Source organism: Nocardia sp. NPDC001965 (assembly GCF_053594175.1).
Genome location: NZ_JBSFDZ010000005.1, coordinates 162,097 through 186,283 on the forward strand (window position 1 = coordinate 162,097; position 24,187 = coordinate 186,283).

The window sequence follows — 24,187 nt, forward strand, 5'->3', positions numbered from 1 at the left end:
CTCTCCTACGGTGAGAATATACTTCTTGTGAACAAGAATGCAATTCTTTCCGGGTCGGACCTGGTCGGCCGGATCGCCCGGAAGGCGGTGGCCGAGCGGGAGGCCGAATACGCCGGGGAGGTCCGCCGGCTGTTGGATGCCGCACTGGAACAGGTCCGCCGCTGTGGGACGAGCACGCGCCCCCGGGTGGCCGATATCGTGGCCGCCGCCGGGCTGTCCAACGACGCGTTCTATCGGCACTTCCGCTCCAAGGACGCGCTCATGGCGGCGGTGCTCGCCGACGGTGCGGAACGGCTGGCGGATTACGTCGCGCACCGGATGTCGAAAGAAGCGGATCCGGCTGCGCGGGTGCGTTGCTGGGTGGCCGCGATCCTCGCGCAGGCCGAACCCACGCTCGCTGCCGACGCCCGGGCCGTGCTGTGTCATACCGGTGCGCTCGGTGCGGATCTGGTCACCGGCCGGGCCGGATCGGCGCCGCGCCGGCTGGCCGAACTGCTGCACGCGCCGTTCGCCGAGCTCGGAGTGGCGGACCCGGAGTTCACCGCCGGTCTCGTCGCATCCGCAACGGTCGGGAAACTCGCGGAATACCTGTGGTCCGAGGCCGAACCCGACAGTGTGGCCGTGGCGCGGCTGAGCGAATTCTGTCTGGCTGCTGCGGCGGCTGGGCGGTCGGATCCGCCCGGCTGAGGCTGCCGATGGAACGGCCGCGAGCCAAACCAGTAAACATTGCAATCCTTATTAGGATTGCCGTAGGGTACGCCCATGGACTTCACGATGGGTGCGACCGCCGCGAAGCTCCGCGGCGAGCTACGTCGATTGATCGCCGACGAGGTCCCTGCCGACTATCTGGGTGCATTCACCGACGATCCCGCGGATCTGGCTGTCGCGCAGCGATTCTGCGCCGCCCTCGCCGATCGTGGTCTGCTCTGCACGGCCTGGCCCGAGGAGTTCGGCGGCCGCGACGCCTCGATCTGGGAACAGACCGTGGTCCGCGAAGAGATGTGGGCACAGCACGAACCGCGCGGAGCCCAGTACATGGGTGTCAATTGGGTGGGGCCGACCATCATGCGCCACGGCACCCCGGAACAGCAGCGCAAGCACCTTCCCCCGATCGCCCGTGGCGAGGTCGTCTGGTGCCAGGGGTTCAGCGAACCCGAGGCCGGCTCGGATCTGGCCGCACTGCGCACTACTGCCCGGCCCGACGGCGACGGCTGGTCGGTCACCGGACAGAAGATCTGGACCTCCTACGCGTCCATGGCGCAATGGTGCTTCCTGCTCGCCCGTACCTCGAACGCCGGGCGGAAACAGCAGGGACTCACCGTTTTCCTGCTGCCGATGTCGGATCCGGGTATCACGGTCCGGCCGATCGCCTCCATGCTGGGGCCCCATCATCTCAACGAAGTCTTCTTCGACGGTGTCCGCGCGACCGAGGCCGACGTGCTGGGCGAGGTGGGCCACGGCTGGTCGGTGGTCCAGGAAGTACTGGCGTTCGAACGTGTCGGAATAGCCCGCTACGCCCGCTGCGACCGGCTGCTGCACGCCGCGCCGGAAGTACTCGGGGAGCTCTGGGACGAGATCCCGGCGGCCCTGCGCGGGCGCTGGGCGCGCATGCTCACCCGGTGCCGCCGGGCCCGGCTGCTCGCGTATCAGGTGCTGTCGCTGCAGAGTTCGGGCACGGTCGCACCGGGCGACGCCGCCGCCTACCGTATCGCGGTGACCCGGCTCGATCAGGAGAGCGCCGAAGTGCTGGTGGAACTGGCCGCGGCGGTCCCGGGCGATTCCGGCCCGCGCCGCCGGTTCCGGCGAGCGGTCCACGATCACTGGCGCTACGCGAATGCCGCGACCGTCGCCTCCGGGAGTATCGAGGTGCAGCGTATTCTGCTGGCCCGGGAACTACTGGCTGTGCCCGGTCCGGGGCGCGAGACCGCGGGCTCCGTTCGGGCCGACCGGCTCGGGAGCCGGAAGCCGCGGCCCGGGCGGGCGGGGTCGTGAACGTGACCGGCCCGGCATCCGCCACCTCCGGTGCTTGTGCCGATGGCCCGGTTCGCGGCGTGCACGGCGAGCGGGGGGCCGGGGACGCGGCGTCGCCCCGGGCCCTCGCCCCTGCCGCGGCGCGCCGGCACCGGATGCGGTACCGGGTCCGGAGGCCACGTCCGGTCCTCGCCGATCCGGGTCCGGCGCGCGCTTCGATATCGGATGACCGCCGGACCGGGGATGCCGGGCCGCAACCGGATCCGGCGGCTGCCGCGACGGCAGCGCACAACCGCAGGGGTTACCGCGGCCGACGGAGGAGGACAGGATGACAGTGTCCGGGAACCAGTCCGGCGACGCCCATGAGGTGCGGATCGAACTCGCCGCCGAGGCATCGGAGTTCGGGGATGCAGTGGTGCGTGCGATCGGTGCGGCCGGTGGTGACGAACTGGTGCAGCGTGCCGAACAGGAACCGGGGGGCCGACAGCAGCTGATCGAACCGGTGCTCGCAGGCCTCGGGGCCTGGGAACTGGCTCCCCGGCACGACCCGGTGGAGTTGGAAGCGGCAGCCGCGCTGTGCCGCGCTGCCGGGTACTGGGCGACGCCCTATCCGGTGGCGGAACGGCTGGCACGCCCGGCCGATCCCGACTTCGACGGGCTGCTCGTGGTGACCGGGAGACAACCCGCAGCCGCGGTGGCCGGGCTGGACCTGCGCTGGGCGACCGTGACACCGGACGGTGCGCGCGGGGCCGCGCGGGCATTGCCCGGCGAGCTCCCGGCCCGGGAATCGGCCTTCGTCGCTCCGGTGGAGATCCGTCAGGTCGACGGTGACGGGAGCGCGGATCTCGCACTGGCCCTGACGCTGCCGTGCTGGACCCTGCTGGGAATGCTCGACCGGGCAATGGAACTCGCTCGCGCGCACGTCTCGCTCCGCGAACAGTTCGGGCGGCCGCTGGCCCAGTTCCAGGGTGTGCAGTTCCAGCTCACCGACGCCGAAGTGGAGCGACGCGGAGTCGACCTGCTGGCCCGGTACGCGCTGTGGAGTATCCAGACCGGTCGCCCGGAGGCGGTCGACGACGCGCTCGCACTGCGCCTGGCGGCGCTGGAGGCCGCCGATATCGTGTTCCGGATCGCGCACCAGCTGCACGGTGCCGTCGGATTCTGTGACGAGACGACGTTGTCCTGGCTGTCGCGTTACAGCTTGCCGTTGCGCCGATATCCGTTCGGCGCGGTGACCACCGAAGAACTGCTGACCGAGCGGATCGGGCGGCGCGGTCTGGCGGGATTGTTCTCCGATCCGGCGGGAGTGTGAGGCCCGATGCGATACGAGCTGCCGGAGGTGCTGACCGTCACCGGTACGGGCCCGGTCCGCACCGTCACCATCGATCGGCCCGCGGAACTGAACGCGGTGAACGCCGATCTGCACCGAGCGCTGGCGCAGGTCTGGCGGCAGCTGTCGGCCGATACCGAAGCCCGGGTAGTGATCCTCACCGGTGCCGGGCGGGCCTTCAGCGCGGGCGGCGATCTGGACTGGATCACCTCCTTCCTCGACGATCCGGTGGCGCGTGACGAGAGCATCCGGGAGGGCGCCGAGATCATCGAGGAGCTCCTGCGTTTTCCGCTGCCGGTGATCGCCGCGGTCAACGGCCCGGCGGTGGGATTGGGGGCGAGTATCGCTGTCCTGTGCGATATCGTCCTGATCTCCGAACGCGCCCATCTGGCCGATCCGCATATCGCGGTGGGGCTGGTGGCCGGTGACGGCGGCGCGGCCTTCTGGCCGCTGCTCACCCCGATTCTGCGTTCGCGGGAGTATCTCTACACCGGTGACCGGATCGACGCGGCGACCGCGGTGGAACTCGGGCTGGCCAGCCGGACGGTGGCCCCCGACGATCTCCAGGCGGCGGCGCGTGCCCTGGCCGACCGGCTCGCGGCCCTCCCCGCACAGGCGCTGAGCAGCACCAAACGTGTGGTGAACATGTATCTTTCGCAGGCGCTCGCGGGTCCGCTGCAAGCCGGTTTCGCGGCCGAGGTCGCGACCATGCAGTCGGCCGAGCACCGGGAACGCCTGCGGGCCCTGCGGGAGCGGACGCGGTGACGACGCGGAGCGGGCGATGAACGACAGCGACCCGGCCGCTTTCCGGGAAACGGTGCGGCAGTGGTGCCGAGCCAATATCCCCACGGACTGGCGGGAAACCCAGACCGGTGCCACCGAAGCGGATTTCGTGGCATTCCAGCGCGACTGGTTCCGGACACTGCGCGAGGCCGGCTACGCGGTACCGCACTGGCCGAGTGAATACGGCGGCGGTATGTCCGTAGCGGAGCAGATCGTTCTCTACCAGGAACTCGCCGCGCACGACGCGCCACGGCTGGTGCTGGCGTTCGTGGCTATCCACCACGCCGCGGCCACCCTGATCGCCGGCGGAACCGACGAACAGCGCCAGCGGCATCTGCCGGCGATTCTCGACGGGCAGCTGTGGGTACAGGGTTTCTCCGAACCCGGCGCGGGTTCGGATCTGGCGGCGCTGCGGACCGCGGCCCGGCGAGACGGTGAGGACTATGTGGTCACCGGGCAGAAGGTGTGGGCCAGCGGCGCCCAGTACGCGCAGTGGTGCCTACTGCTGGCGCGTACCGATCCGGACGCGCCGAAACGCAAGGGGATCTCGTATTTCCTGATGGATATGCGCAGTCCGGGGATCGCGGTGCGGCCCATCCGCCAGGCCACAGGTGAAGCGCATTTCTGTGAGATCTTCCTCGACGAGGTACGCATACCGGCCGCGAATCTGATCGGTGCCGAGAATCGCGGCTGGCAGCTGGCGCAGCAGACGCTGGGCGCCGAACGCGGTCTGACCATGCTGGAGCTGGCGGAACGGCTCGGCAATGCCGGGTTCGGATGGCTGGTGCGGGAATGCCGGAAATCGGATGCCCTCGGGCGGCGCCCGGTCGACGACGGGCATATCGCGGATCGGCTGGCCCGGCTGGAGATCGAACTCACCGGGTTGCGTGCGCTGTGCCGTGACCTCGTGGAACGGCACGATGCGGGTACCGTCGGGCCGGCCGACGCATCGGTGGTCAAGCTCTACTACAGCGAACTCCTCCAGCGCATGACCGATTTCGGTGCCGAGATCAGTGGTCTCACCGGCCAGACCGTGCTGCGCAAGCCGATGTCGGGTGGCTGGGAATCCGGAGCCTGGGTGCTGGATTTCGTCGGCTCGTGGGAGTGGACGATTCCGGGCGGTAGCAGTGAAATCCAGCGCACGATCATCGGCGAGCGCGGACTCGGTCTGCCCCGGGAACCGGCGGGAGCGTGATGAGCGGCGAATTCACCGAGTTCCACGACGAGCTGCGTGCCGTGGCCCGGGAGCTGCTCGGCAGAGCCGGTGCCGCCGAGCACATCGACTGGACCGCGCTGGCGCGGGCGGGCTGGGCCGGCCTCGAGGTGCCGGACGAATACGGTGGCACGGCAGCCGGTTACACCGAGGTCGGCATTCTGTTGGAGGAGGTGGGCCGGGCGGTCGCGCGCACCGCGTATCCGAGTGTGGCCTCGGCGGGTATCGGCGCGTTGACCTTGCTCGAGCCGAACACCCACCGGGACGCGGTACTGCGCGAAACCGTCACGGGCACCGCGGTACCGATCGCGGTGCTGGGAGGAAATATGGTGCCGGCGGCCGGCGGCGAAACGGCTTGTGCCGGCACCGGAGGCATAGTACCCACATTCCGGTTGGAACAAACCATCGAGGGATACGAATTATCCGGAACCGCCGATTTCGTACCCGACGCTGCGGCGGCGACCGTACTGCTCGTTCCCGCTCGGGCGCCGGACGGCTCGGTGCGGATGGCGATCGTCGCGCCCGATGCGCCCGGGATACGAATCGGCAGCCGGCCGGTGGTGGACGAGACCAGATCGCTGGGGCTCGTGGCAGCGCGGGGAGTCGCGCTGGCTCCGGCGGCCGTCTGTCCGTTCCGGGCCGACAGCGCCGCCGCGTCGCGCGCTCTCTACGACCGTGCCGCGCTGGCGGTGGCATGCGACAGCCTGGGGGCCGGGGCCGCCATGCTGGACGCGACCGTCGAATATGCCCGGGTGCGGGAACAATTCGGCCGCCCCATTGGATCCTTCCAGGCGGTCGCACACGCCTGCGCGGATATGTTCGTGGATCTCACGATCGCCCGGCGGCTGGTCGCGGCGGCGCTGTCGACTCCGCTGGACGGCTCCCCGGACTCCAGCCGGGCAGTCTCGGCGGCCAAGGCCTATACCGGTGAGGCCGGTGTCCGGATCGCCGGAAAGGCCGTTCAACTGCACGGGGGTATCGGCTACACCTGGGAGAGCGGTATCCACCGCTACCTCAAACGCGCCACCCTGAATCGGGCGTTGTTCGGTTCGCCGGCCGATCACCGCCGCGAACTCGCCGGTCGCTATCGCGTGGACTGACTCCTGCTCCTCCCGCGCGCGGTATCGGGATCCAGCAGTCCGTCGACCACGCGATGGACTCTCGTGACACTGTCCGTCTCGCCGAAACGCAACGCGATATTGGCCGCGTTGAGGACGGCGTCGATCTGGAAGGCCGCCAGGTCCGCGTCGCCGGTTCCGGGGCCGCGGCCGCCGGTGGGCTCGAACTCCCGCGCCAGTGTATCCAGCCAATCGCGGTGCTGTCGCCGCAGTGCGTCGCGGACCGGCCCGGGCCGGCTGTCGAAGACCGGAAGATTGGCTCCCCAGAAGCAGCCGCCGGGGAACAACGGTTGTGCGGCGTAGTCGATCCATCGAGTGATCAGCGCGCGCAACCGGGGTTCACCCGCCGCCGCGGAGCCGGCCGGGGCGATCACCGCCGTGGTGAATGCCTCACCCGCTGCCACCACGGTAGCCAGTTGCAGAGCCTCCTTGGTCCGGAAGAGGGTCTGGATACCTGCCTTGCTGATCTCGAGATCCTCGGCGAGCCGCCCGAAGCTGAGCCCGTCCAGTCCGTCCAGCGACGCGATATCGACGGCGTGCCGGGTGATGAGCCGCCGGGATCGCGATCCGCGCTCGCGGCGGCGATCACCGCTGCGCTCCAGGGGCCGGTCGTCGCCTGCGGCCGTCATCGCCGGGCTCCCGGGGCCGGGCGGCATCACAGCACCTGCTCGACGTGGTAGGCGACCCCGCCGTCGACGGGGTAGCCGGTCGCGACCGCGACGATATCGTTGAGCCAGGCCAGCCGTGCCGATCCGGTTTCGAACAGGGGAGTGGTGCGGAAGTAGTAGCGGGCCGGGTCGACCCGGGCGCGGGTGTCCGGATCGGCCATCTCGGCCCGGGCGTCGTCCGGGATCACCCAGCGGCCGTGATAGGTCATGGCCACCAGTTCGTCCTCGACGCGCAGGGTGAGCCGGACATCGAGCAGCATGGTGCCGTCGGGACGGTACAGCGCCCAGTCGCCGCCACCGGCCGGCACCTCGCCGCGCAACCGGGGCCCCTCGAACGATCCGCCGGCCGCGCCGTACAGCACTCGGCGCCCGAGCGGTCCGCCGCGGCCGAAGTCCAGCGGTGGGAACAGGTCGACGACCATATCGAACAGCGGTGCGGTGCGGATGGCCGCGACCGGTTTCACGCGCGCGTCCATCACCGGCCGCCCGCAGTGCTCGTCCGGCCGTGCAGCCGGTCCCGCACCGTATCGGTCGACACCCCGGACTGAGCGCACAATTCGGCCAGATCGAAGACGAAGCGCTCGCTCGCGATGAGATCGTCGGCGAAGGTGAAGCCGATGAACACCGGTACCACGGCCCGGTGGCCGTTGGGTGCGACACCGAATCTGTTGCCGGTCATGGTCATTCGTGCGGTACCCCAGCAGATCAGGGTTTCTCCGTCGTCCGCGTGCCCGTCCAGTTCGACGTCATAGTCGGGAAAGGTCGCGAAGAAGCGTGTGAGTACCCGCTCGTTCTCTGCGAGGCCTCGCGCTGTGGTCCCGAAAGCGGGGGTTTCCAAAGTCGTATCGGGGTGGAGCAGGCGGAGTGCGGCGGGAAGATCCCGGGCGCTCTTCGCGGTCGCCAGGGCACGAGCGAGTTCGAACATGCGGTGACCGTCCATGAGCATCCTTCGGTCGCGGTACGCATCGGGGCGGTATCTCCCGATATGCTATGAAAAGAATACATACGACCGTATGTGTAAACAAGGCGGGTGCGCCGGGTACGGTCCAGCGACTCCTCGCGCGCACCCGGAGCGGGAATCCTGCCGGGTAGTCCCCACCGCCGCCGGGTCGGCCGCTACCGGGATTCCGCGGAGGTCAGCCGCTGCGCCGCCAGCCGGCGCAGATCGCTGGATTTGATCTTGGCGCTACCGGTCAGTGCGAGATCTTCCTCGGTGAAGAACAGAATCTCGCGCGGCACCTTGTAGCTGGCCAGCCGGGCGCGCAGATGTTCGCGGATCTCGCCCGGGTCCAGGGTCCGGCCGGGGTGCGGGACCACGCACGCGACCACCATCTCGCCGAGCGTCTCGTGTGCGACGCCCACCGTGCGGCCGATCTGCACGCCCGGGAAATGGCCGAGGACCTCGTCCACCTCGAGCGGTGAGACATTCGCGCCGCCGGTCTTGATGATGTCGGTGAGCCGGCCCGCCCAGTAGAGTCGTCCCTGATCGTCCAGGTACCCGCCGTCGCCGGTGTGGAAATAGCCGTCGTCGTCCAGCGTCTCGTCCAGCGGAGTCCCGAGGTAGCCGAGCATCAGGGTGGGGCCCTTGACGCAGATCTCGCCGGAATCGCCTCGATACAGCGCCGCGCCGGTGAGTGGATCGGCGATCTTCACCGTCACGCCGGGCAGCGGCACCCCGCTGCTGCCGGCGATGGTCTCCTCCGGTGTGCAAGCCGGGAAACACGTGGTGATGGTGAATGTTTCGGTATTGCCGTAGGCGTGGCCCGGTTCGGTCCAGTCGGTATCGACGGTGGGATGGGTGGCCAGCGGCAGATCCCGGTCCACGAAGCGCAGCTCGCGCAGATCCGCTGTCTCCCAGTTGGGCGCCCCCTGCAGCTGGGCGTGCTGGTGCGGCCACGCCACGGGAAAGTTCACCCGCTGCGATTGCATGAGTTCGAGTGCTCCGGCAGCGTCGAACAGCGATTGCAGGACGAGGGTGCCGCCCGCGGCGAGGGTCGCGCCCAGCGCCTGCGCGAAATTCCCGGACCAGAAGAAACCGTTCGCGGTCCAGCAACGTACCTCGTCGTCCGGGCCGAAACCGAACATCCGCCGGAAACGCCACATCTGCAGCGTGACCCCGCGATGGGCGCTGCGGATACCCTTCGGTTTGCTGGTGGTGCCGGAGGAGAAGAACAGCACCGCGGTATCGCCGGGCTCCACTGTCGCCGCCGTGGCCTCGATCAGATCCGGGGCCGTTCCGGTCCCGCGTGCCAGGAAGGTGTCCCAGCCCTCCACCGCGCCCTCCGGTGCCGGGTCGCCGACCTCCGCGAGATACCGCAGGAAGGGGTACGCCGCCGACGCCACCCCGCTCGATGCGGCGGCCGCGAGCCGGGGTTCGAGCTCGGTGAGCATCCGGCCGAAATCCGTTTTCGCCACCCGGCGTTCGTAGAGCAGCACGGATACACCCGAAACCCGCAGCAGATGGTCGAGTTCGGGCGCGGTGGAGAAAGTGCTGAGTGCGACCGCGACCCCGCCGGCCAGCGCGGTGCCGAAAACGGCCGCGAGCCATTCGGCACGGTTGGTCATGAGTACGCCGACCCGGCTGTCCTTGCCGACCCCGCACGCGTGCAGAGCCCGGGCCACCGCCTGCGCCCGGTCCCACAGGTCGGTATATGTCCAGGCGACCTCGGCGCCGGGGCAGATCAGTGCGGTACGCGCGGCATACTGTGTGGTGACCTCGCGCAGGAACCCGGGGAGCGTGAGTGTTCCGAGCCCCGGTTCCTCGCTCAGCGGCGGTCCCGCGGCGATCGCCGCCGCCCGGTCGGGGGTGTGCCGATGCCCGGTGCTCATCGCCGGTTGTCCTCTCTGACAGTGATTCCGCGTCGACCGCGGTATTCCCGCCGTTACAGCATTCCGCCGCTACAGCGGGAGTTCGACCTCGGCGGTGCAGCTGACCAGCTTGCCGCCGTCCTGATTGGTGAGGGTGAGTTTCACCTGGACCAGGGGTACGCCCCAGGTGGATTCCGGATTCTTGTCCACTATCTCGGCGTCGAAATAGGTGACGTCGCCTTCGAAGGCGGGTAGGCGGAAATCGGCTTTGGTATGCCGCACCAAGCCGTCGTTGCCGGCCCAGTAGGCCAGATAGTCGGTGCACCAACCACCCATCGTGGCCCCGTAACCGTAGGCTCGCGCCATCCCGACGTCCCCGGCTTTCTCGGCGTCGATATGACCACGCGAGGGTCCGACGTAGAGACCGTCGCGCAACCGCGGGTCGATCTCGGCGCCCTCCTCGTCGAAGCCGAAGCCCTCGGTCCAGCCGGGATCCTGATAGACCCAGGGGTCGTCGATGCCCTCGGGCGCGGTCCACCGGAAGGTGCCCCAGATATTGAAGAGGAACGCCCGGTACTCGGTGGTGAAAGAGGCGATACTGTGCGGGCCGATCACCCGGCGCGGCAATCGGTCGCCGACCTTCACCTCGTCGAAATGCGGGGAGACCCCGAGCCGGTTGGACATCAGCCATTCGGTGCGCAGCGCGTCCACCTCGGCGAGTTCGGTGGCCGTCCACTTCTTGATCTCACCGAGCTGGCTCTCGTACATCCCTCGCTTGTTGGCTTCTTCGGCGAGATAGCGGATGGCCGTCGATCGTTCCTTGGCGACGAGCGTTCCGTGCTGATTGCGGTGGACGGTATCGCCGCGGGAGAACATGGTGGGCCCGGCGAAATTCGTCTGGGTCACCTTGTAGTCGTGGAAGCGCCGCTCCTGGAAGAGCTGGTCGCCCGGTCGCACCGGAGCGCCGTAGAACCACCACTCCTCGCCGCCGAAGATCAGATGGCTGTTCGGGATACGGCCGACACACGCCGGTGCCGCGCCGTGCCCGTAGTCCAGCGCGACCGCGATCGATTGCGGGGCGACGAGTCCGCCGTACCGGGATTCCCGCGCGAACTCCTGATCCCAGTGCAGCGGGTTCGGATAGTCCATCGCCATCACCCAGCGGCGGATATCGGAGGTGCTGCACGGATCCCACAGCTGGCCGCCGCCGATCGGTTTGCCGACCCGGTGATCGACATCGCTCAGATCCAGTTCGACGGTGGTTTCGTCGGGGTTCTTGCTCACGAGAAACTCCTGCTCAGCGATTCACATCGACGATGATCCGGCCGCGGACGGTGCCCGCCACGAACCCGTCCGCCGCCTCGATCGCCGCACCCAGCGCGATCTCGCGGGCGATCGAATCGAGTGCGGCCGGGTCCAGGTCGCGGGCCAGGCGCGCCCAGGCGTCGAGCCGCTTCTGCTGGGGGGCCATCACACTGTCCACGCCCAGTAGCGATACGCCACGCAGAATGAAGGGGGCCACCGACGCCGGGAAATCCATCCCCTGGGCGAGACCGCAGGCCGCCACCGCACCGCCGTACCGGGTCTGCGCGCAGGCATTGGCCAGGGTGTGGCTGCCGGCGGTGTCCACGACGCCCGCCCAGCGTTCTTTCTGCAGTGATTTGCCCTTGTCGGCGAATTCGGCACGGTCCAGGACGGTGGTGGCGCCGAGCTGTTTCAGATAGGCGTGCTCGTCGGCCTTACCGGTCGCGGCGGCCACCGCGAACCCGGCCTTGGTCAGCAGCGCGATGGCGATACTGCCCACACCGCCGGTCGCGCCCGTCACCAGGACTTCGCCGCCGTCGGGGGCGAGCCCGTGTTTCAGCAGCGTGTCGACGCACAGGGCGGCGGTGTAGCCGGCCGTGCCGATGGCCATGGCCTGGCGTTCGGTGAATTCGCCCGGTAGCGGGATGAGCCAGTCGCCGTCGAGCCGGGCGCGCTGTGCCAGTCCGCCCCAATGGGTTTCGCCGACACCCCAGCCGTTGAGGACCACTTTGTCCCCCGCCGACCAGCGGGGGTGGCTGCTGGTGACGACGGTGCCGGCGAGATCGATACCCGGGATCATCGGAAACTTGCGCACGACGGGGGAGGCGCCGGTGATCGCGAGGGCGTCCTTGTAGTTGAGCGTGGACCAGGCCACCTCGACCTCGACATCGCCCGCGGGCAACTGCGCGTCGTCCACGGTGGTGAGTTCTGCCTTCGTGCCCGACTCACCCTTGTCGATGAGAACTGCGGAGAACATCGGTGATGTGGTCCTTTCTCGTTCGTTCGGTTGCCGTTCCAGCGTCTCGAACGGCGGTGCCGAGGGACAGGGCGCCGGTTCGCAGGTGGAGAATTTGATTCTCTAGAACAAGAATAATATTTCCAGTCGCGGTTTCCGGTGTCAACACCCTGGGTCAGCGCGCGGTCCAGCCGCCGTCGACGACGATGGTCTGCCCGGTCACGTACCGCCCGGAATCCCCGGCCAGCCAGACGACGGCGCCGACCAGGTCCGCGGCCGTGCCCTCGGTGGGCAGCAAGGTATTACGGCGCAGATAGGCGGCACCGCGCTCGTCGTCGTAGAGGCCGGCGGTGATCTCGCTCCGGAAGAAGCCCGGTGCGACAGTGTTGACCCGGATCGAATGGCGCGCCCACTGCACGGCGAGTTCGGTGGTGAGTCCGGACAATCCGGCCTTGCTCGCCGCATAGGACGCTTGCGGAATTCCCGGAATACCCACCCGGCCGCTGATGGAGGAGATGTTCACGATCGAACCCCGGCCGATCGCGCGCATGGCCGGAAAGACCTGCTGGGCGAGCAGGAGCGGAGCCAGCAGATTCAGTTCGAGAGTGCGCCGGATATCGGTGAGCGACTCCGCTTCCGCGACTTCGGTGCCGAACCGGTTACCGGCGGCGTTGATCAGGATCTCCGGCGGTCCCAGTGCCGCGGTCACCGCGGGAACGATCTCGGTCAGCCTTTCGGGATCGCCGAGATCGCACCCCAGGGCGAGGCCGTCGATCTCCCCGGCCAGGGATTCCAGGCGGTCCCGGCGGCGTGCGACAACCGCGACCCGGGCGCCGAGCCCGGCCAGGGCCCGGCTCACCGCCGCCCCGAGTCCCGACGATCCGCCGGTCACCACGGCTACCCGGCCGTCCAGTTCGAAGGGGCGTACGGCCGCCGCGCGGTCACCACTCATGGCCGGGCCCGCGCGATCAGATCCGGGAGTCCGGTCCGCACGACCTTGCCCATGGCATTGATCGGCAGCTCGTCGACCACCGCCCAGATCTCGGGAACCTTGTATCCGGCGAGTTCGGCCCGGCAGAATCGTTCCAGCTCGGTGAAGTCCACCGGATGCCCGTTCGTCTCGATCGCCGCCGCAACCTGCTGACCCAACCGCTCGTGCGGTACTCCGCACACCGCCACCCCGGCGACCGCCGGGTGGTTCCTCAGCACCCGCTCCACTTCGAGGGGGTAGATGTTCGCACTGCCGCGAATGATCACCATCTTCTTGCGGTCCAGTACGGTGAGCCAGCCGTCCGCATCTACGGTGCCGATATCGCCGGTGGCGATCGGACCGTCCGGCGGTGCGATCACTTTCCCGTCGACCCAGAATCCGAGCATGGGGCGCCACAGCCCGGCCCACGGCCCGTCTGTGCGGCCCGACAGGCGCAGCTCGCCCGGTTCGCCCGCGGGCAGGCGGTTACCGTCGTCGTCATAGGCCGCGATATCGAACTGGGGCAGCACTCGGCCGCTGGCCCGCTGCTGCCATCGCGCGCCGGGTGGATCGATGGCGACCACGGTCGGAGCTTCGGTGAGGCCGTAGGTGACTCGCGGTACCGGTCCGTGGGCCTGCGCGAACGCGGCACGGACGGTATCCGGGGTATCGCTGCCGCCGCTCCATACCTCCTGTAGTGAACTCAGGTCGAGTTCCGGGCGCGCCGCCAGATCGTAGATCTGCGCGGGGGCGCCGTTCCAGACCGTCACCCGGTGGGCGGAGATCCATTCCGCCACACCCGCGACGTCGCGACGGTCCATGATCACCGCGCATCCGCCGGCCTGGGCGGTGAGCAGGGTGGACAGCACCATCAGGTTGAGAATGGTCAGCGGGAAGCTGTCGCCCTTGCGCAGTTCGGGCCCCCAGCCGCGGGTCGCGACCAGGGCGGCGCCGGGTAGCAGCAGGTTGCGCTGACTGTGCACCACCGCTTTCGGCCGCCCCGAAGTTCCGCTGGTGAAGGCTATCCCGGCCGCGGCGTCCGGATCCGCGTCGATACGCGGTGCCGCCGGTGCGTGCTGGGCGGCGGCCCAGCGGGCGGACTCGACGCGGGCCGGGGAGTCGATCAGGCAGCGGGGCCCGGCCAGGACGACCCGCGGCGTCACCAGATCGTGCAGGTACTGCTGTTCCGTGGCGGCCAGGGCTTCCCCGATACCCGCCCAGATCGCGCCGATACGTTGCGTGCCGTGGAAGGCGGCCACGATCTCGAGGTCGTTGGGCAGGCAGGCCGCCACCCGGTCGCCGGGGCGTACGCCGAGCGACCACAGCGCCGCCGCGGCCGCGGCGGCGTGTTCGTCGAGTTCACGGTAGGTCCAGGAGCCCGAGGTGGCTTCGATCGCGGTGGCGTCCGGATGCGCGGCGAGTGCGGGTGTCAGGACCTCGCCTATGGAGGCCGGCAGCCGGGCGCCCGCGCCGGTGTCGAGTTCGGCGTTCTCGCGAACGGGTCCGGCGTTCTCGCCGTTGAAAATGGGCACCCATACTTGATATCACTATCCTTACAAAGATTCATCAGATAGCCGCCGATTTGTCCGGGCGACCCGGTGAAGGTAGGGCGTATGCAGCACACAGGGCCGCTGGCCGGGGTGCGGGTGATCGATCTGACCGCGATGGTCATGGGTCCCTACTGCACTCAGATCATGGCCGATATGGGCGCCGACGTGATCAAGGTGGAACCTCCGGCCGGGGACAACACCAGGCATATCTCGGTGGGCCCCGAGCCGGGAATGGCGGGAGTGTTCGTCAATGTCAACCGCGGGAAACGCAGCGTCGTCCTGGATCTCCGGGAAGCGGCGGGCAAATCCGCCCTGCGCGGTCTGATCACCGACGCCGATGTGTTCATCCACTCCATGCGGGGCCGGGCGATCGCTGCGCTGGGGTTCGGCTACGAACAGGTCGCGGCGGTGAACCCCGGGATCGTCTACACGAACTGCTACGGCTACGGACGGCGCGGTCCCGATGCCGATCGCACCGCCTACGACGATACGATCCAGGCCGAATGCGGGCTGCCGTTCGTACAGGAACTCCTCACCGGCACACCGGGTTACGTGGGCACCATCATGGCCGACAAGATCGCCGGGATGACCGCTGTCTACGCCACCACCATGGCGCTGTTCCACCGGGAGCGCACCGGTGAGGGGCAAGAGGTGGAGGTCGCGATGTTCGAGACCATGGCCGCCTTCATGCTGGTCGAGCATGCCAACGGCGCTCTGTTCGAACCCGCGCTGGGAACCGCCGCATACCCCCGCGCGGTGACGCCCGAACGCACCCCGTACCGCACATCCGACGGCTATCTGTCCGCACTCGTCTACAACGACAAACAATGGACGGCGTTCGTGGACGCGGTCCGCCCGGCCTGGAACGGCCCGCAGTTCGCGACGCTCGCCCAGCGGGCCCGCGTCATCGGCACCGTCTACGCCCATCTGCGGGAGACCTTCGCCACCCGCACCACCGCCGAATGGCTGGAATTGCTGAATTCCCTGGATATTCCGGCCGCCCCGGTACGGACACTGGACGACCTCTTCGACAATCCGCATCTCAACGAAGCGGGCTTCTTCGAAACCGTGGCGAGCCCCGACGGTCCGCTGCGCTTCCCCGGTCCGCCGACCTGGTTCTCCCGCACGCCCGGCCGGATCGCCGGTCCGGCACCCCGGCTGGGTGCCCACACCCGTGAAGTGCTGGAAGCGACCTCGGGCGCCGTCCACACACCGGAGACCAGCGGATCGGCCGGCAACGGCAGCGGGCTTCCCGCATGAGCAAGCCGGCAGGACCATCGCTGGGACCCGGTCGGCACGGCGTGGGCGGGATCGGTATCGACCTGAGCGAGTGGCTGCGTCCCGGCGACCGGATCGTCATCGGGCAGGCCTGCGGTGAACCCACCACCCTGATCGATGCCCTCATCGATCAGGGGCCCGGGATCGGCGACCTGTCCGCCTTCACCGCCACCAGCTTCTCCGGCCGGTTCGCACCCGGTGTCAGCCGGTCGTTCGCGCTGTCGAGTATGGGTGCGATCGGTGCGCTGCGCAGCTTGACCAGAAGCCACGAACTCGAGATCGTGCCCTGCCACGTCGGCCGGGTGGCCGCCATGATCGGATCCGGCGAACTCGGCTGCGATGTAGCCTTCGTCCAGGTCAGCCCCGCCGATTCGGCGGGCAGGCACAGTTTCGGCCTGATCAGTGACTATGTGCGGGCGGCGGTGGCCCGGGCCCGGGTGGTGATCGCCGAGGTCAACGAGCAGGTGCCCTACACCTTCGGCGAATCGCTGGCCGTCGGCGAGATCGACTGCGCGGTGCCGGTATCGGTTCCACCGGTGCAGGTACCGCCCGCCGCGCCCGCGGCCGTGGACGAGGCGGTCGCGCGCCATATCACCGACTACATCGGCGACGGCGCGGTACTGCAGGTCGGGGTCGGCGCCGTCCCCGACGCGGTGGTGCGCCTGCTGGGCGACCGCCGCGATCTCGGCGTCCACTCCGGAATGATGGGTGACGGTCTGGTCGATCTCGTCGAGGCCGGGGTGATCACCAACGCGCGCAAACAGATCGACCGGGGTGTCTCGGTCACCGGCGCGCTCATCGGCACCCGGCGCCTCTACGATTTCGCGGACCGCAATCCGGCCGTGCGTATGTGCCCGACGTCCTACACCCACGACGCAGCTGTCCTAGCCCGGCTCGAGAACCTCGTCACGCTCAATTCCGCCCTGGAGGTGGATCTGACCGGACAGGTGAACGCCGAACAGTCCGGCGAGAACTATGTCGGCGGGACCGGAGGTCAGGTGGATTTCGTACGCGCCGGGCTGCGTTCGCCCGGTGGCCGGTCGATCATCGCCTTGCCCGCCACCGCCCGTAACGGCACCGTCAGCCGGATCACCGCGGCCCTGTCCGGTCCGGTCACCACCGCGAGGACCGAGGTCGACATCGTGGTCACCGAGTACGGTGTCGCCGAATTGGCCGGGCGGTCGCTGGCCGAACGCGCCCGCCGCCTGATCGGTATCGCGCATCCGGACTTCCGTGCGGAGCTGGACCGGACCGCGCATCTCATCGCGAAACGAGGTTTCTAGATGGCGGACGCCGTACTCTTCGATGCCCGCGCCGACGGCATCGCGGTGATCACCCTGAACCGGCCGCAGACCAGAAACTGCCTGTCCGCCGAGGTCCGGGCCGGATTGTTCACGGCCTGGGACCGCTTCGAACGCGATCCGGCGCTGCGGATCGCGATCCTCACCGGTGCCGGGACCAAGGCGTTCTGTGCCGGCGGGGATCTGCGGGAGATGGTGGATACCGGTATGGCCGAACCGCCGCGGGATATGTTCCCCCTGCCCTACGACACCGTCGAGCTGTCCAAGCCCACCATCGCCGCGGTCAACGGTGCCGCGTTCGCCGGTGGCTGGATGATCGCCCAGGCATGCGATCTCTGTGTCGCCAGTACCAGCGCGACCTTCGCGGTGAGCGAGGTGAAGGTGGGGCGGAGTTCACCGTGGGCCGCACCGCTGATCCATATGATCCCGCAGCGCATCATGATGGAGATCCTGCTCACCGGTAACCCGATCAGCGCGGCCCGCGCCTACGAGATCGGCCTGGTGAACCGGCTGGCCGAACCGGGCGAATTACTCGATACCGCAGTGGAACTGGCCAACGCCGTGCTGGCGGGTGCTCCGCTGTCGGTGCGCGCCGCCCGCGACACCGTCATGCTGTCCACGGAAATGGGACGGTCGGCCGCATTGCAGGCTGCCCGGCACGCGTCGGCACGCGCCTATCGCAGTGCCGATGCCCAGGAGGGGCCGGCGGCATTCGCGGCCAAACGCACGCCGCGCTGGACGGGGGAGTGAGGCCGCCGGCTCGATCGCCGGGCCCGGAATTCCGAAGCGGGTGCCCGGCCGCGGTCCCGGGCCGGAAGCACCGGCGTCGAGCGAGCCGTTGTTTCCGTTCGGCGAAACGGTATTTCCGCTCGGAGTGGATCGGGTGCGCACTCGTCGGTGACCGTTCGATTTACCGGCCGCACCCGTAGGTGAACGCGAATTCCGGCTGTTGCTGTCCTGCACAGGCACCCCTATAGTGATTCGGGTTGGGCGAGTAACTACCGCAGGCGCCCACAGCCGCATGATGCGCACAGACTTACAACCGGCGAGGGAGTAAGCTGTTATGGCCGATATTCTTTTCGTGGTGACCGGTGCCAGTTATTGGACCCTGAAGGACGGCACCCGGCATCCGACCGGGTACTGGGCCGAAGAATTCGCCGCCCCGTATACCGCGCTGAGCCATGCCGGGCACCGCATCGTGGTGGCGACTCCCGGCGGTGTCGTCCCGCATGTCGACGTCATGAGCCTGCGGCCGTCGATGGCGGGCAGTGAGCAGATCGCCCTGGACCTGGAAGAAACGCTGCGCTCGGCCGAAGAATTACGCAGGCCGATCGCATTGTCAGTGGTCCGCTCGGCGGATTACGACGCCGTCTACTATCCCGGCGGGCACGGTCCGATGGAGGATCTGTGGAAAGACGCCGATTCCGGCCGATTGCTGGCCGCGGCTCTCGCATCGGGTAAGCCACTGGCGATCGTCTGTCACGCGCCGGTGGCGGTACTGGCGACCAGGCGAAACGGTGTGTCACCGTTCACCGGATTTCGTATGACGGCGTACACGAACGACGAAGAAGACGCTGTCGGTCTGCGTGCGAAGGCATTCTGGACGGTAGAGGACCAATTGCTGGAACTCGGTGCCGAGTTCTCACGCGGGGAGGTTTGGAAGCCCTACACCGTCGTCGACCGGAATTTGTTCACGGGCCAGAATCCCGCGTCCGCCGCACCTCTCGCCGAAAAGGTGCTCGAGGCGCTCGCCTGACCTCGATCACGGCACAGCACCGGGTAGTGAGCGAAGGAGACGCTGAAGATGCGCGGAGTCGTCATGTACGCACCCGGTGACGTGCGGGTCGAGGACCGCGACGATCCGGTGATCGTCGAACCCACCGACGCGCTCATCCGGATCGCCGCCACCTGCGTCTGCGGTTCGGACCTGTGGCCCTACCGCGGCGTGGAACCGATCGAGGGCCCCACCCCGATGGGGCACGAGTACATCGGTGTCGTCGAGGAGATCGGTCCGGCGGTGGCCGATATCGCGGTCGGCGATTTCGTGGTGGGTTCGTTCTTCGCCTCCGACAACACCTGTGAGATCTGCCGGGCCGGCTACCAGAGCCGCTGCGTGCACAACGTCGCGATGGGTTCGATCGGCACCCAGGCCGAGCGGGCGCGGATTCCGCTCGCCGACGGCACCCTCGTCACCGTTGCGGGCGACCCGGGTCCGGGGCTGTACCCGGCCCTGCTGGCGGCCTCCGACGTATTGGGCACCGGCTGGTTCGCGGCGGTCGCCGCCGCGGCAGGTCCCGGGAAAACAGTAGTGGTCGTCGGTGACGGAGCTGTGGGGCTGCTGGCGGTCCTGGCCGCGAGACAACTCGGCGCCGACCGCATCATCGCCATGAGCCGGCACCCCGACCGTCAGGCCCTGGCCCGTGGATTCGGGGCCACCGATATCGTCGAGGAACGCGGGAAAGCCGGGGTGGCCGGGATCAAGGAACTCACCGGCGGCCTCGGCGCGCATTCGGTGGTCGAGGCAGTGGGCACGCAGGAGTCGATGATGCAGGCCATCCGCGCCACCCGCCCCGGTGGCCACGTCGGCTATGTCGGCGTGGCCCACGACGTCGAACTCGACGGTATGCGGCTGTTCTTCTCCAGTGTCCATCTGCACGGCGGTCCCGCCCCGGTACGCCGTTTCCTGCCCGAACTGATCGACCTCATCGTGCGGGGCGAGATCGATCCCGGTGGGGTATTCGACCTCGTCCTGCCGCTGGAGCAGGCCTCTGAGGGCTACCGCGCGATGGACGAGCGCCGGGCCACCAAGGTACTGCTCACCGTCTGAGGATCCGGGCCCGGGCATCGCCGCGGGTGGTCAGCCCTCGGCTTCGTCGACGATCTTGATCGCCCATTCCGGGCAGGCGTCCTTGGCGGTCAGCACCGCCTCGTGCAGATCCTCGGGAACATCTCCGGATACTGCCTCGGCGTAGCCGTAGTCGTTGAGCGCGAAGACCTCCGAGCACAGGGTGGTGCAGATACCGTGGCCCTTGCAGGAGTCCTCGTCGACGATGACCTTCATATGGGGGCCTACCCTTCCGTCCGGTCGAATTCCAGGTGCAGCGCGGTGATCCCGCGCAGGATGAAGGTCGGCAGATACTGGTACCTGCGCGCGTCCGCCGGGCCGTGGACGCTTTCGTCGATCCGGATATCGGTGGTGCGCTCCAACAGCCGTTTGAACGCCACCTTCGCCTCGGTGCGGGCCAGCGGAGCGCCCGGGCAGGTATGGATGCCGCGGCCGAAGGCGATATGGGAGCGGGCGTTCGAACGCTTCGCGTCGAAGACCGTCGGATTCTCGAAGCGCCGCGGGTCGCGGTTGGCGCCGCCGTTGGCGAGCATGAGGACGGTACCCGCGGGGACCTCGACACCACCGACGGTGCTGGTGGTCTTCGCGAGCCGGAAATCGCCCTTCACCGGGCTCTCCATCCGCAGCATCTCTTCGATGAAGTTGTTGATGCGCTCGGGGTCGCCGCGTAGCCATGCCTGCAGTTCCGGGTCCTCGGCGATCAGCTTCAGCCCGGACGACAGCAGCCGGACGGTGGTCTCCTGCCCGGCCGAGAAGAGGTTGGCAGCCACTCGGACGACGTCGATCACCTCCGGTCGGCTGCCGTCGGGGAAAGTGGCCGCCGCGAGACTGGTCAGCACGTCACCGCGTGGATTCTCGCGGCGATCGGCGATATACGCCGAGAACTTCTCGTAGAGGAATTCGATCGGATTGTGCTCCATCGCGTGATCGGAGCTGGTGCTGCCGACCGTCCCGGTGCGATGCGGGTCGCGCTGCAGCGCGTCGAGGAACTCCTCCTGGTCCTCCGGCGGTACGCCGAGCAGATCGGCGATGACGTAGAGGGTGAAGGGGCCCGCGAAATCGCGGATGAGTTCGCCCTTCCCGGGGGCCAGATACTCGTCGAGCATCTTATCGGCCAGATCCCACATCGCCTCTTCGTTCTCCTTGAGGCGTTTCGGCGTGATCAGCCGCATGAGCAGCCCGCGGTGCGCGGTATGGGTCGGCGGGTCCAGGGCCGGGAGCTGATCGCTGAACGGCAGTGACTCCCGGTGTTCGGCGATCAGGGCGTCGGCGTCGGAGTTCTCGTCGAGGGGAACCGGAAATCCGGGGAAGGGGCCGGTCACCGAGATGCAGGAGGAGAACCGCTCGGCGTCGTTGAGGACTTCCAGGGCCTCGTCGTAGCCGGTCACCATCATGACGTTGTGGTGCTTCTCCCGGGTCACCGGGCACTGTTCGCGCAGCGCATCGAAGTAAGGGTAGGGATCAGCGACCAATTCCTGCCCGAGGAAGAAGTCCAGATCCTCGAAATTTCTCACGTGACGGTTCCCTTCGGTCGGCCGGCACCCACCGCCACGAGCAGCTCCGCCGGTTGACTTTCGCATTTGAGAATATAACTCTCATCTGTGAGTATGAGATTTCCACACGCTGTGCCGTGCGTCAACCGGAGGACCGGCGAACATGACCCTTGATCTCACCGCTGACCAGCGGCTCTTCCAGCAGACCGCCCGGGAATTCCTGGCGGAGACAGTCCCGGTCGCGACAGTACGCGCGCTCGGCGAGGCGGGGACCGGATTCGACGATCAGTGGTGGCGCTCCGCCACCGAACTGGGCTGGACCGCAATGCTGGTCGCGGAAGACCACGGCGGCGGTACCATATCCGGCCGGCCGATGACCGAATTGACGCTGATCGCAACCGAACTCGGCCGGTCATGCGCACCCGGCCCGTTCGTCACCACCAACGCGGTGTTGGCCGGACTGGCGACCGCGGCCGCGGGGCACGCCGAGACGATCGCCGGGATCGTGGCGGGTACGGCGATCGCCTCATGGGCGGTCTACGAGCCGGGACGCGGTCTCGATATCGTCAACGCGCTCGCCGACGGGGCAGCGCCCGCCGACGGGGAATGGGCGCGCGCGGTCCGGGACGGGGCCGGGTACCGCCTGACCGGCGTGAAGGATCGTGTCGAAGCGGGCGACCGCGCGAATGTCCTCCTGGTGACCGCTCAGAGCGCGGACGGGCCCGTACAACTCCTGGTGCCCACCGACGCGCCCGGCGTCACTGTCACCCCGACCTGGACCCTGGACCTCGTCCGGCGAACCGCCCGGATCGACTTCGCGGACGTGGCGGTGCCCGCGGACGCCGTGGTGCACACCGGTCTCGCCGCGGCCACCGCTGTCCGTGCCCAGTTGCACACCGCCGCCGTGCTGACCGCGGCCGAGACGGTGGGCGCGACCGCCGAGGCGATGGCGGCGACGCTGGGCTGGCTCGCCGACCGCTACACCTTCGGCCGTCCGCTGGCCTCCTATCAGGCGCTCAAACACCGGATGGCCGACAACAAGACCTGGCTCGAGGCCTGCCGTGCGACCGCCGGCGCGGCCGCGGCCGCTTGCGACGACGATCCGGCCACTGCGGCGGAGGCGGTGAGCGTCGCGAAATCGTATGTGGGGGCGAAAGCTCCGGTGATCGGCCAGGACTGTGTGCAACTGCACGGTGGGATCGGGGTCACCTGGGAACACGATCTGCATCTGTACCTGCGGCGGATCGGACTCGGCCGCGCGCTCTACGGCACTCCTGAAGAGCATCGCCGCCGGATCACCGACCTCCTCGTCGCCGCGTAGCGCGGCCGATCTCCCCGGAAGGCAGTACCGCTATGACCACCGAACTGGAACCGGTAGCCGAGTTCCGTGAGCGCGCCCGGGTCTGGTTGCGCGACAACCTGCCGCCCGCGCCACCGGACCAGGGGCCGCCCGACAGCAAAGAGGAATGGGACCGGGCCCGGGAGTTACAGCGGATGCTCCACGACGGGGGGTTCGCGGGTATCTGCTTCCCGGCGGAATACGGCGGCCTGGGCCTCACCCCCGCCCATCAGCAGGCGTTCACCAAAGAGTCCTACGCCTACGAGATGCCGGTCATCCTGAACGTGCCGACACTGTCCATCTGCGCCGCCACCCTGGCCGATCTCGGCACCGAAGCGCAGAAGCGCGAATATCTGCCCGCGGTACTGCGCGGTGATCTCGTCCTCGTGCAGTTGCTGTCCGAACCGAACGGCGGATCGGATCTGGCCGGGCTCACCACCCGGGCCGAACGCGACGGCGACCGCTGGATCCTCAACGGTTCCAAGATCTGGAGTTCGGGTGCCTACGCGGCGGACTACGGTTTGTGCCTGGCCCGTACCAACTGGGACGTGCCCAAACACCGCGGGCTCACCATGTTCCTGGTGCCCATCGGGGCCGCCGGTGTCACCGTGCAGCGGATCAAGCAGGTCACCGGATCCACCGAGTTCTGCCAGGAGTTCTTCGACGATGTGGCCCTCGGCGCCGACGCTGTGATCGGCGAGGTCGACAACGGCTGGGAGGCCGCGTCCCGGCTGCTCTACCACGAACGTTCGGCCATCGGAGGCACCTCGCCCTATATCAGTGGAGCCCGCCCGCATCTCGGCGGTGAGGAATCACCGATCCTGGGTATCGCCCGCGACAGCGGACAACTCGACGATATCCGGGTCCGGGAGGATATCGGCGAAGCGCGGGCGATGAAGGTGGTCCGCGATCAGCTCATCGATCACATCACCCGGAGTGTGCTGGCCGGGGAGCTGCCGCCGGCCGCCGGGTCGATCACCCGCCTGTTCAGCGCCGAGAACTCTTGGCTGCAAACCGATCTGGCCGTGAAGGTCGCGGGTTCGGCCGCCGCCACCCATGCTCCCGGCGACCCCGTCGACACGGCCCGGATCGGCACCGATTTCCTGTTCCGTGCTGCCTGGAGTCTCGCGGGCGGCAGCACCGAGATCGCGCGCAATGTGATCAGCGAACGGGTGCTGGGGATGCCGCGGGAGTACGCCGCCGACCGGGACGTGCCGTTCAACCAGGTCAAACGGGGCCGGTAAGCGCCGGATTCCGGCG

Annotated in this window: 23 protein-coding genes; 13 read left to right on the top strand and 10 right to left on the bottom strand. The window is 68.5% G+C overall.

Going from position 1 to position 24,187, the window contains the following annotated elements; translation table 11 throughout:
• Positions 1 to 27: 27 nt before the first annotated feature.
• The 6 genes from ACWCPQ_RS10975 (at position 28) to ACWCPQ_RS11000 (ending at position 6,397) form a co-directional block, all read left to right on the top strand.
• Positions 28 to 687, top strand: coding sequence for a TetR/AcrR family transcriptional regulator (locus tag ACWCPQ_RS10975; protein WP_449897106.1), 660 nt, complete (start codon positions 28 to 30; stop codon positions 685 to 687).
• Positions 688 to 762: 75 nt separating this feature from the next.
• Entirely contained in the window at positions 763 to 1,992 is a 1,230-nt protein-coding gene (locus ACWCPQ_RS10980; protein WP_449897108.1) for an acyl-CoA dehydrogenase family protein, read from the top strand.
• A 346-nt stretch (positions 1,993 to 2,338) separates the two neighbouring features.
• A complete protein-coding gene (locus tag ACWCPQ_RS10985; RefSeq protein ID WP_449897376.1) occupies positions 2,339 to 3,283 on the top strand; it encodes an acyl-CoA dehydrogenase family protein in 945 nt (314 codons plus the stop codon).
• A gap of 6 nt (positions 3,284 to 3,289) precedes the next feature.
• Positions 3,290 to 4,066, top strand: a complete 777-nt coding sequence (locus ACWCPQ_RS10990; protein ID WP_449897110.1) for an enoyl-CoA hydratase/isomerase family protein — start codon at positions 3,290 to 3,292, stop codon at positions 4,064 to 4,066.
• Between the two features lie 16 nt (positions 4,067 to 4,082).
• Positions 4,083 to 5,279 (top strand): acyl-CoA dehydrogenase family protein, encoded by a 1,197-nt coding sequence (locus ACWCPQ_RS10995; protein ID WP_449897112.1) that lies wholly within the window; start codon positions 4,083 to 4,085, stop codon positions 5,277 to 5,279.
• On the top strand, positions 5,279 to 6,397 hold the full coding sequence (locus ACWCPQ_RS11000; protein ID WP_449897113.1) for an acyl-CoA dehydrogenase family protein: 1,119 nt from the start codon (positions 5,279 to 5,281) through the stop codon (positions 6,395 to 6,397). The genes ACWCPQ_RS10995 and ACWCPQ_RS11000 overlap by 1 nt, the downstream gene beginning before the upstream one ends.
• Here the strand turns inward: ACWCPQ_RS11000 and ACWCPQ_RS11005 are convergent.
• The 8 genes from ACWCPQ_RS11005 to ACWCPQ_RS11040 all read right to left on the bottom strand — a co-directional run bounded on the left by ACWCPQ_RS11005 (position 6,382) and on the right by ACWCPQ_RS11040 (position 14,653).
• Entirely contained in the window at positions 6,382 to 7,044 is a 663-nt protein-coding gene (locus ACWCPQ_RS11005) for a TetR/AcrR family transcriptional regulator (protein WP_449897115.1), read from the bottom strand. The genes ACWCPQ_RS11000 and ACWCPQ_RS11005 overlap by 16 nt on opposite strands.
• A 26-nt stretch (positions 7,045 to 7,070) precedes the next feature.
• The gene (locus tag ACWCPQ_RS11010; protein ID WP_449897117.1) at positions 7,071 to 7,547 is read right to left on the bottom strand and encodes a DUF3237 domain-containing protein; all 477 of its coding nucleotides are present in this window, start codon (positions 7,545 to 7,547) and stop codon (positions 7,071 to 7,073) included.
• 11 nt (positions 7,548 to 7,558) lie between these two features.
• Complete coding sequence (locus ACWCPQ_RS11015; RefSeq protein ID WP_449897118.1) at positions 7,559 to 8,023, bottom strand: ester cyclase; 465 nt, start codon at positions 8,021 to 8,023, stop codon at positions 7,559 to 7,561.
• A gap of 176 nt (positions 8,024 to 8,199) precedes the next feature.
• Positions 8,200 to 9,912: a class I adenylate-forming enzyme family protein gene (locus ACWCPQ_RS11020; RefSeq protein WP_449897119.1), complete on the bottom strand. Its 1,713-nt coding sequence runs from the start codon at positions 9,910 to 9,912 to the stop codon at positions 8,200 to 8,202.
• A gap of 69 nt (positions 9,913 to 9,981) precedes the next feature.
• The gene (locus tag ACWCPQ_RS11025) at positions 9,982 to 11,175 is read right to left on the bottom strand and encodes a MaoC family dehydratase (RefSeq protein ID WP_449897121.1); all 1,194 of its coding nucleotides are present in this window, start codon (positions 11,173 to 11,175) and stop codon (positions 9,982 to 9,984) included.
• A gap of 13 nt (positions 11,176 to 11,188) precedes the next feature.
• Positions 11,189 to 12,172 (bottom strand): acrylyl-CoA reductase (NADPH), encoded by a 984-nt coding sequence (gene acuI, locus ACWCPQ_RS11030; RefSeq protein ID WP_449897123.1) that lies wholly within the window; start codon positions 12,170 to 12,172, stop codon positions 11,189 to 11,191.
• Between the two features lie 154 nt (positions 12,173 to 12,326).
• Positions 12,327 to 13,103 (bottom strand): SDR family NAD(P)-dependent oxidoreductase, encoded by a 777-nt coding sequence (locus tag ACWCPQ_RS11035; RefSeq protein WP_449897125.1) that lies wholly within the window; start codon positions 13,101 to 13,103, stop codon positions 12,327 to 12,329.
• Complete coding sequence (locus tag ACWCPQ_RS11040; RefSeq protein WP_449897127.1) at positions 13,100 to 14,653, bottom strand: class I adenylate-forming enzyme family protein; 1,554 nt, start codon at positions 14,651 to 14,653, stop codon at positions 13,100 to 13,102. The genes ACWCPQ_RS11035 and ACWCPQ_RS11040 overlap by 4 nt, the downstream gene beginning before the upstream one ends.
• Positions 14,654 to 14,734: 81 nt before the next feature.
• On the opposite strand from ACWCPQ_RS11040, the gene ACWCPQ_RS11045 reads away from it, so the two are divergent.
• The 5 genes from ACWCPQ_RS11045 to ACWCPQ_RS11065 all read left to right on the top strand — a co-directional run bounded on the left by ACWCPQ_RS11045 (position 14,735) and on the right by ACWCPQ_RS11065 (position 20,077).
• Complete coding sequence (locus ACWCPQ_RS11045) at positions 14,735 to 15,931, top strand: CaiB/BaiF CoA transferase family protein (RefSeq protein ID WP_449897128.1); 1,197 nt, start codon at positions 14,735 to 14,737, stop codon at positions 15,929 to 15,931.
• On the top strand, positions 15,928 to 17,232 hold the full coding sequence (locus tag ACWCPQ_RS11050) for an acetyl-CoA hydrolase/transferase family protein (protein WP_449897130.1): 1,305 nt from the start codon (positions 15,928 to 15,930) through the stop codon (positions 17,230 to 17,232). The genes ACWCPQ_RS11045 and ACWCPQ_RS11050 overlap by 4 nt, the downstream gene beginning before the upstream one ends.
• Positions 17,233 to 18,000, top strand: a complete 768-nt coding sequence (locus ACWCPQ_RS11055) for an enoyl-CoA hydratase/isomerase family protein (RefSeq protein ID WP_449897132.1) — start codon at positions 17,233 to 17,235, stop codon at positions 17,998 to 18,000.
• Positions 18,001 to 18,313: 313 nt separating this feature from the next.
• Positions 18,314 to 19,006, top strand: a complete 693-nt coding sequence (locus ACWCPQ_RS11060; RefSeq protein ID WP_449897134.1) for a type 1 glutamine amidotransferase domain-containing protein — start codon at positions 18,314 to 18,316, stop codon at positions 19,004 to 19,006.
• 48 nt (positions 19,007 to 19,054) lie between these two features.
• Entirely contained in the window at positions 19,055 to 20,077 is a 1,023-nt protein-coding gene (locus ACWCPQ_RS11065; RefSeq protein WP_449897136.1) for a zinc-binding dehydrogenase, read from the top strand.
• Positions 20,078 to 20,107: 30 nt separating this feature from the next.
• Here ACWCPQ_RS11065 and ACWCPQ_RS11070 read toward each other — a convergent pair whose 3' ends face one another.
• A complete protein-coding gene (locus ACWCPQ_RS11070) occupies positions 20,108 to 20,311 on the bottom strand; it encodes a ferredoxin (protein ID WP_449897138.1) in 204 nt (67 codons plus the stop codon).
• Between the two features lie 8 nt (positions 20,312 to 20,319).
• A complete protein-coding gene (locus tag ACWCPQ_RS11075; protein ID WP_449897139.1) occupies positions 20,320 to 21,609 on the bottom strand; it encodes a cytochrome P450 in 1,290 nt (429 codons plus the stop codon).
• 142 nt (positions 21,610 to 21,751) lie between these two features.
• On the opposite strand from ACWCPQ_RS11075, the gene ACWCPQ_RS11080 reads away from it, so the two are divergent.
• Both ACWCPQ_RS11080 and ACWCPQ_RS11085 read left to right on the top strand, forming a co-directional pair.
• A complete protein-coding gene (locus ACWCPQ_RS11080) occupies positions 21,752 to 22,909 on the top strand; it encodes an acyl-CoA dehydrogenase family protein (protein WP_449897141.1) in 1,158 nt (385 codons plus the stop codon).
• Between the two features lie 32 nt (positions 22,910 to 22,941).
• The gene (locus ACWCPQ_RS11085) at positions 22,942 to 24,171 is read left to right on the top strand and encodes an acyl-CoA dehydrogenase family protein (RefSeq protein ID WP_449897143.1); all 1,230 of its coding nucleotides are present in this window, start codon (positions 22,942 to 22,944) and stop codon (positions 24,169 to 24,171) included.
• The last annotated feature ends 16 nt before the right edge of the window (positions 24,172 to 24,187 follow it).

What these genes read in the sequence shown, in the direction of transcription:
- ACWCPQ_RS10990 (WP_449897110.1), top strand. Translation starts at nt 3,290, where the DNA reads ATGCGATACGAGCTGCCGGAGGTGCTGACCGTCACCGGTACGGGCCCG.
- ACWCPQ_RS11055 (WP_449897132.1), top strand. Translation starts at nt 17,233, where the DNA reads ATGGCGGACGCCGTACTCTTCGATGCCCGCGCCGACGGCATCGCGGTG.
- ACWCPQ_RS11065 (WP_449897136.1), top strand. Translation starts at nt 19,055, where the DNA reads ATGCGCGGAGTCGTCATGTACGCACCCGGTGACGTGCGGGTCGAGGAC.
- ACWCPQ_RS11000 (WP_449897113.1), top strand. Translation starts at nt 5,279, where the DNA reads ATGAGCGGCGAATTCACCGAGTTCCACGACGAGCTGCGTGCCGTGGCC.
- ACWCPQ_RS10995 (WP_449897112.1), top strand. Translation starts at nt 4,083, where the DNA reads ATGAACGACAGCGACCCGGCCGCTTTCCGGGAAACGGTGCGGCAGTGG.
- acuI (WP_449897123.1), bottom strand. Translation starts at nt 12,172, where the DNA reads ATGTTCTCCGCAGTTCTCATCGACAAGGGTGAGTCGGGCACGAAGGCA.
- ACWCPQ_RS11080 (WP_449897141.1), top strand. Translation starts at nt 21,752, where the DNA reads ATGACCCTTGATCTCACCGCTGACCAGCGGCTCTTCCAGCAGACCGCC.
- ACWCPQ_RS10980 (WP_449897108.1), top strand. Translation starts at nt 763, where the DNA reads ATGGACTTCACGATGGGTGCGACCGCCGCGAAGCTCCGCGGCGAGCTA.
- ACWCPQ_RS11060 (WP_449897134.1), top strand. Translation starts at nt 18,314, where the DNA reads ATGGCCGATATTCTTTTCGTGGTGACCGGTGCCAGTTATTGGACCCTG.
- ACWCPQ_RS11085 (WP_449897143.1), top strand. Translation starts at nt 22,942, where the DNA reads ATGACCACCGAACTGGAACCGGTAGCCGAGTTCCGTGAGCGCGCCCGG.
- ACWCPQ_RS11035 (WP_449897125.1), bottom strand. Translation starts at nt 13,103, where the DNA reads ATGAGTGGTGACCGCGCGGCGGCCGTACGCCCCTTCGAACTGGACGGC.
- ACWCPQ_RS11050 (WP_449897130.1), top strand. Translation starts at nt 15,928, where the DNA reads ATGAGCAAGCCGGCAGGACCATCGCTGGGACCCGGTCGGCACGGCGTG.
- ACWCPQ_RS11070 (WP_449897138.1), bottom strand. Translation starts at nt 20,311, where the DNA reads ATGAAGGTCATCGTCGACGAGGACTCCTGCAAGGGCCACGGTATCTGC.
- ACWCPQ_RS11045 (WP_449897128.1), top strand. Translation starts at nt 14,735, where the DNA reads ATGCAGCACACAGGGCCGCTGGCCGGGGTGCGGGTGATCGATCTGACC.
- ACWCPQ_RS11020 (WP_449897119.1), bottom strand. Translation starts at nt 9,912, where the DNA reads ATGAGCACCGGGCATCGGCACACCCCCGACCGGGCGGCGGCGATCGCC.
- ACWCPQ_RS11005 (WP_449897115.1), bottom strand. Translation starts at nt 7,044, where the DNA reads ATGACGGCCGCAGGCGACGACCGGCCCCTGGAGCGCAGCGGTGATCGC.
- ACWCPQ_RS11015 (WP_449897118.1), bottom strand. Translation starts at nt 8,023, where the DNA reads ATGGACGGTCACCGCATGTTCGAACTCGCTCGTGCCCTGGCGACCGCG.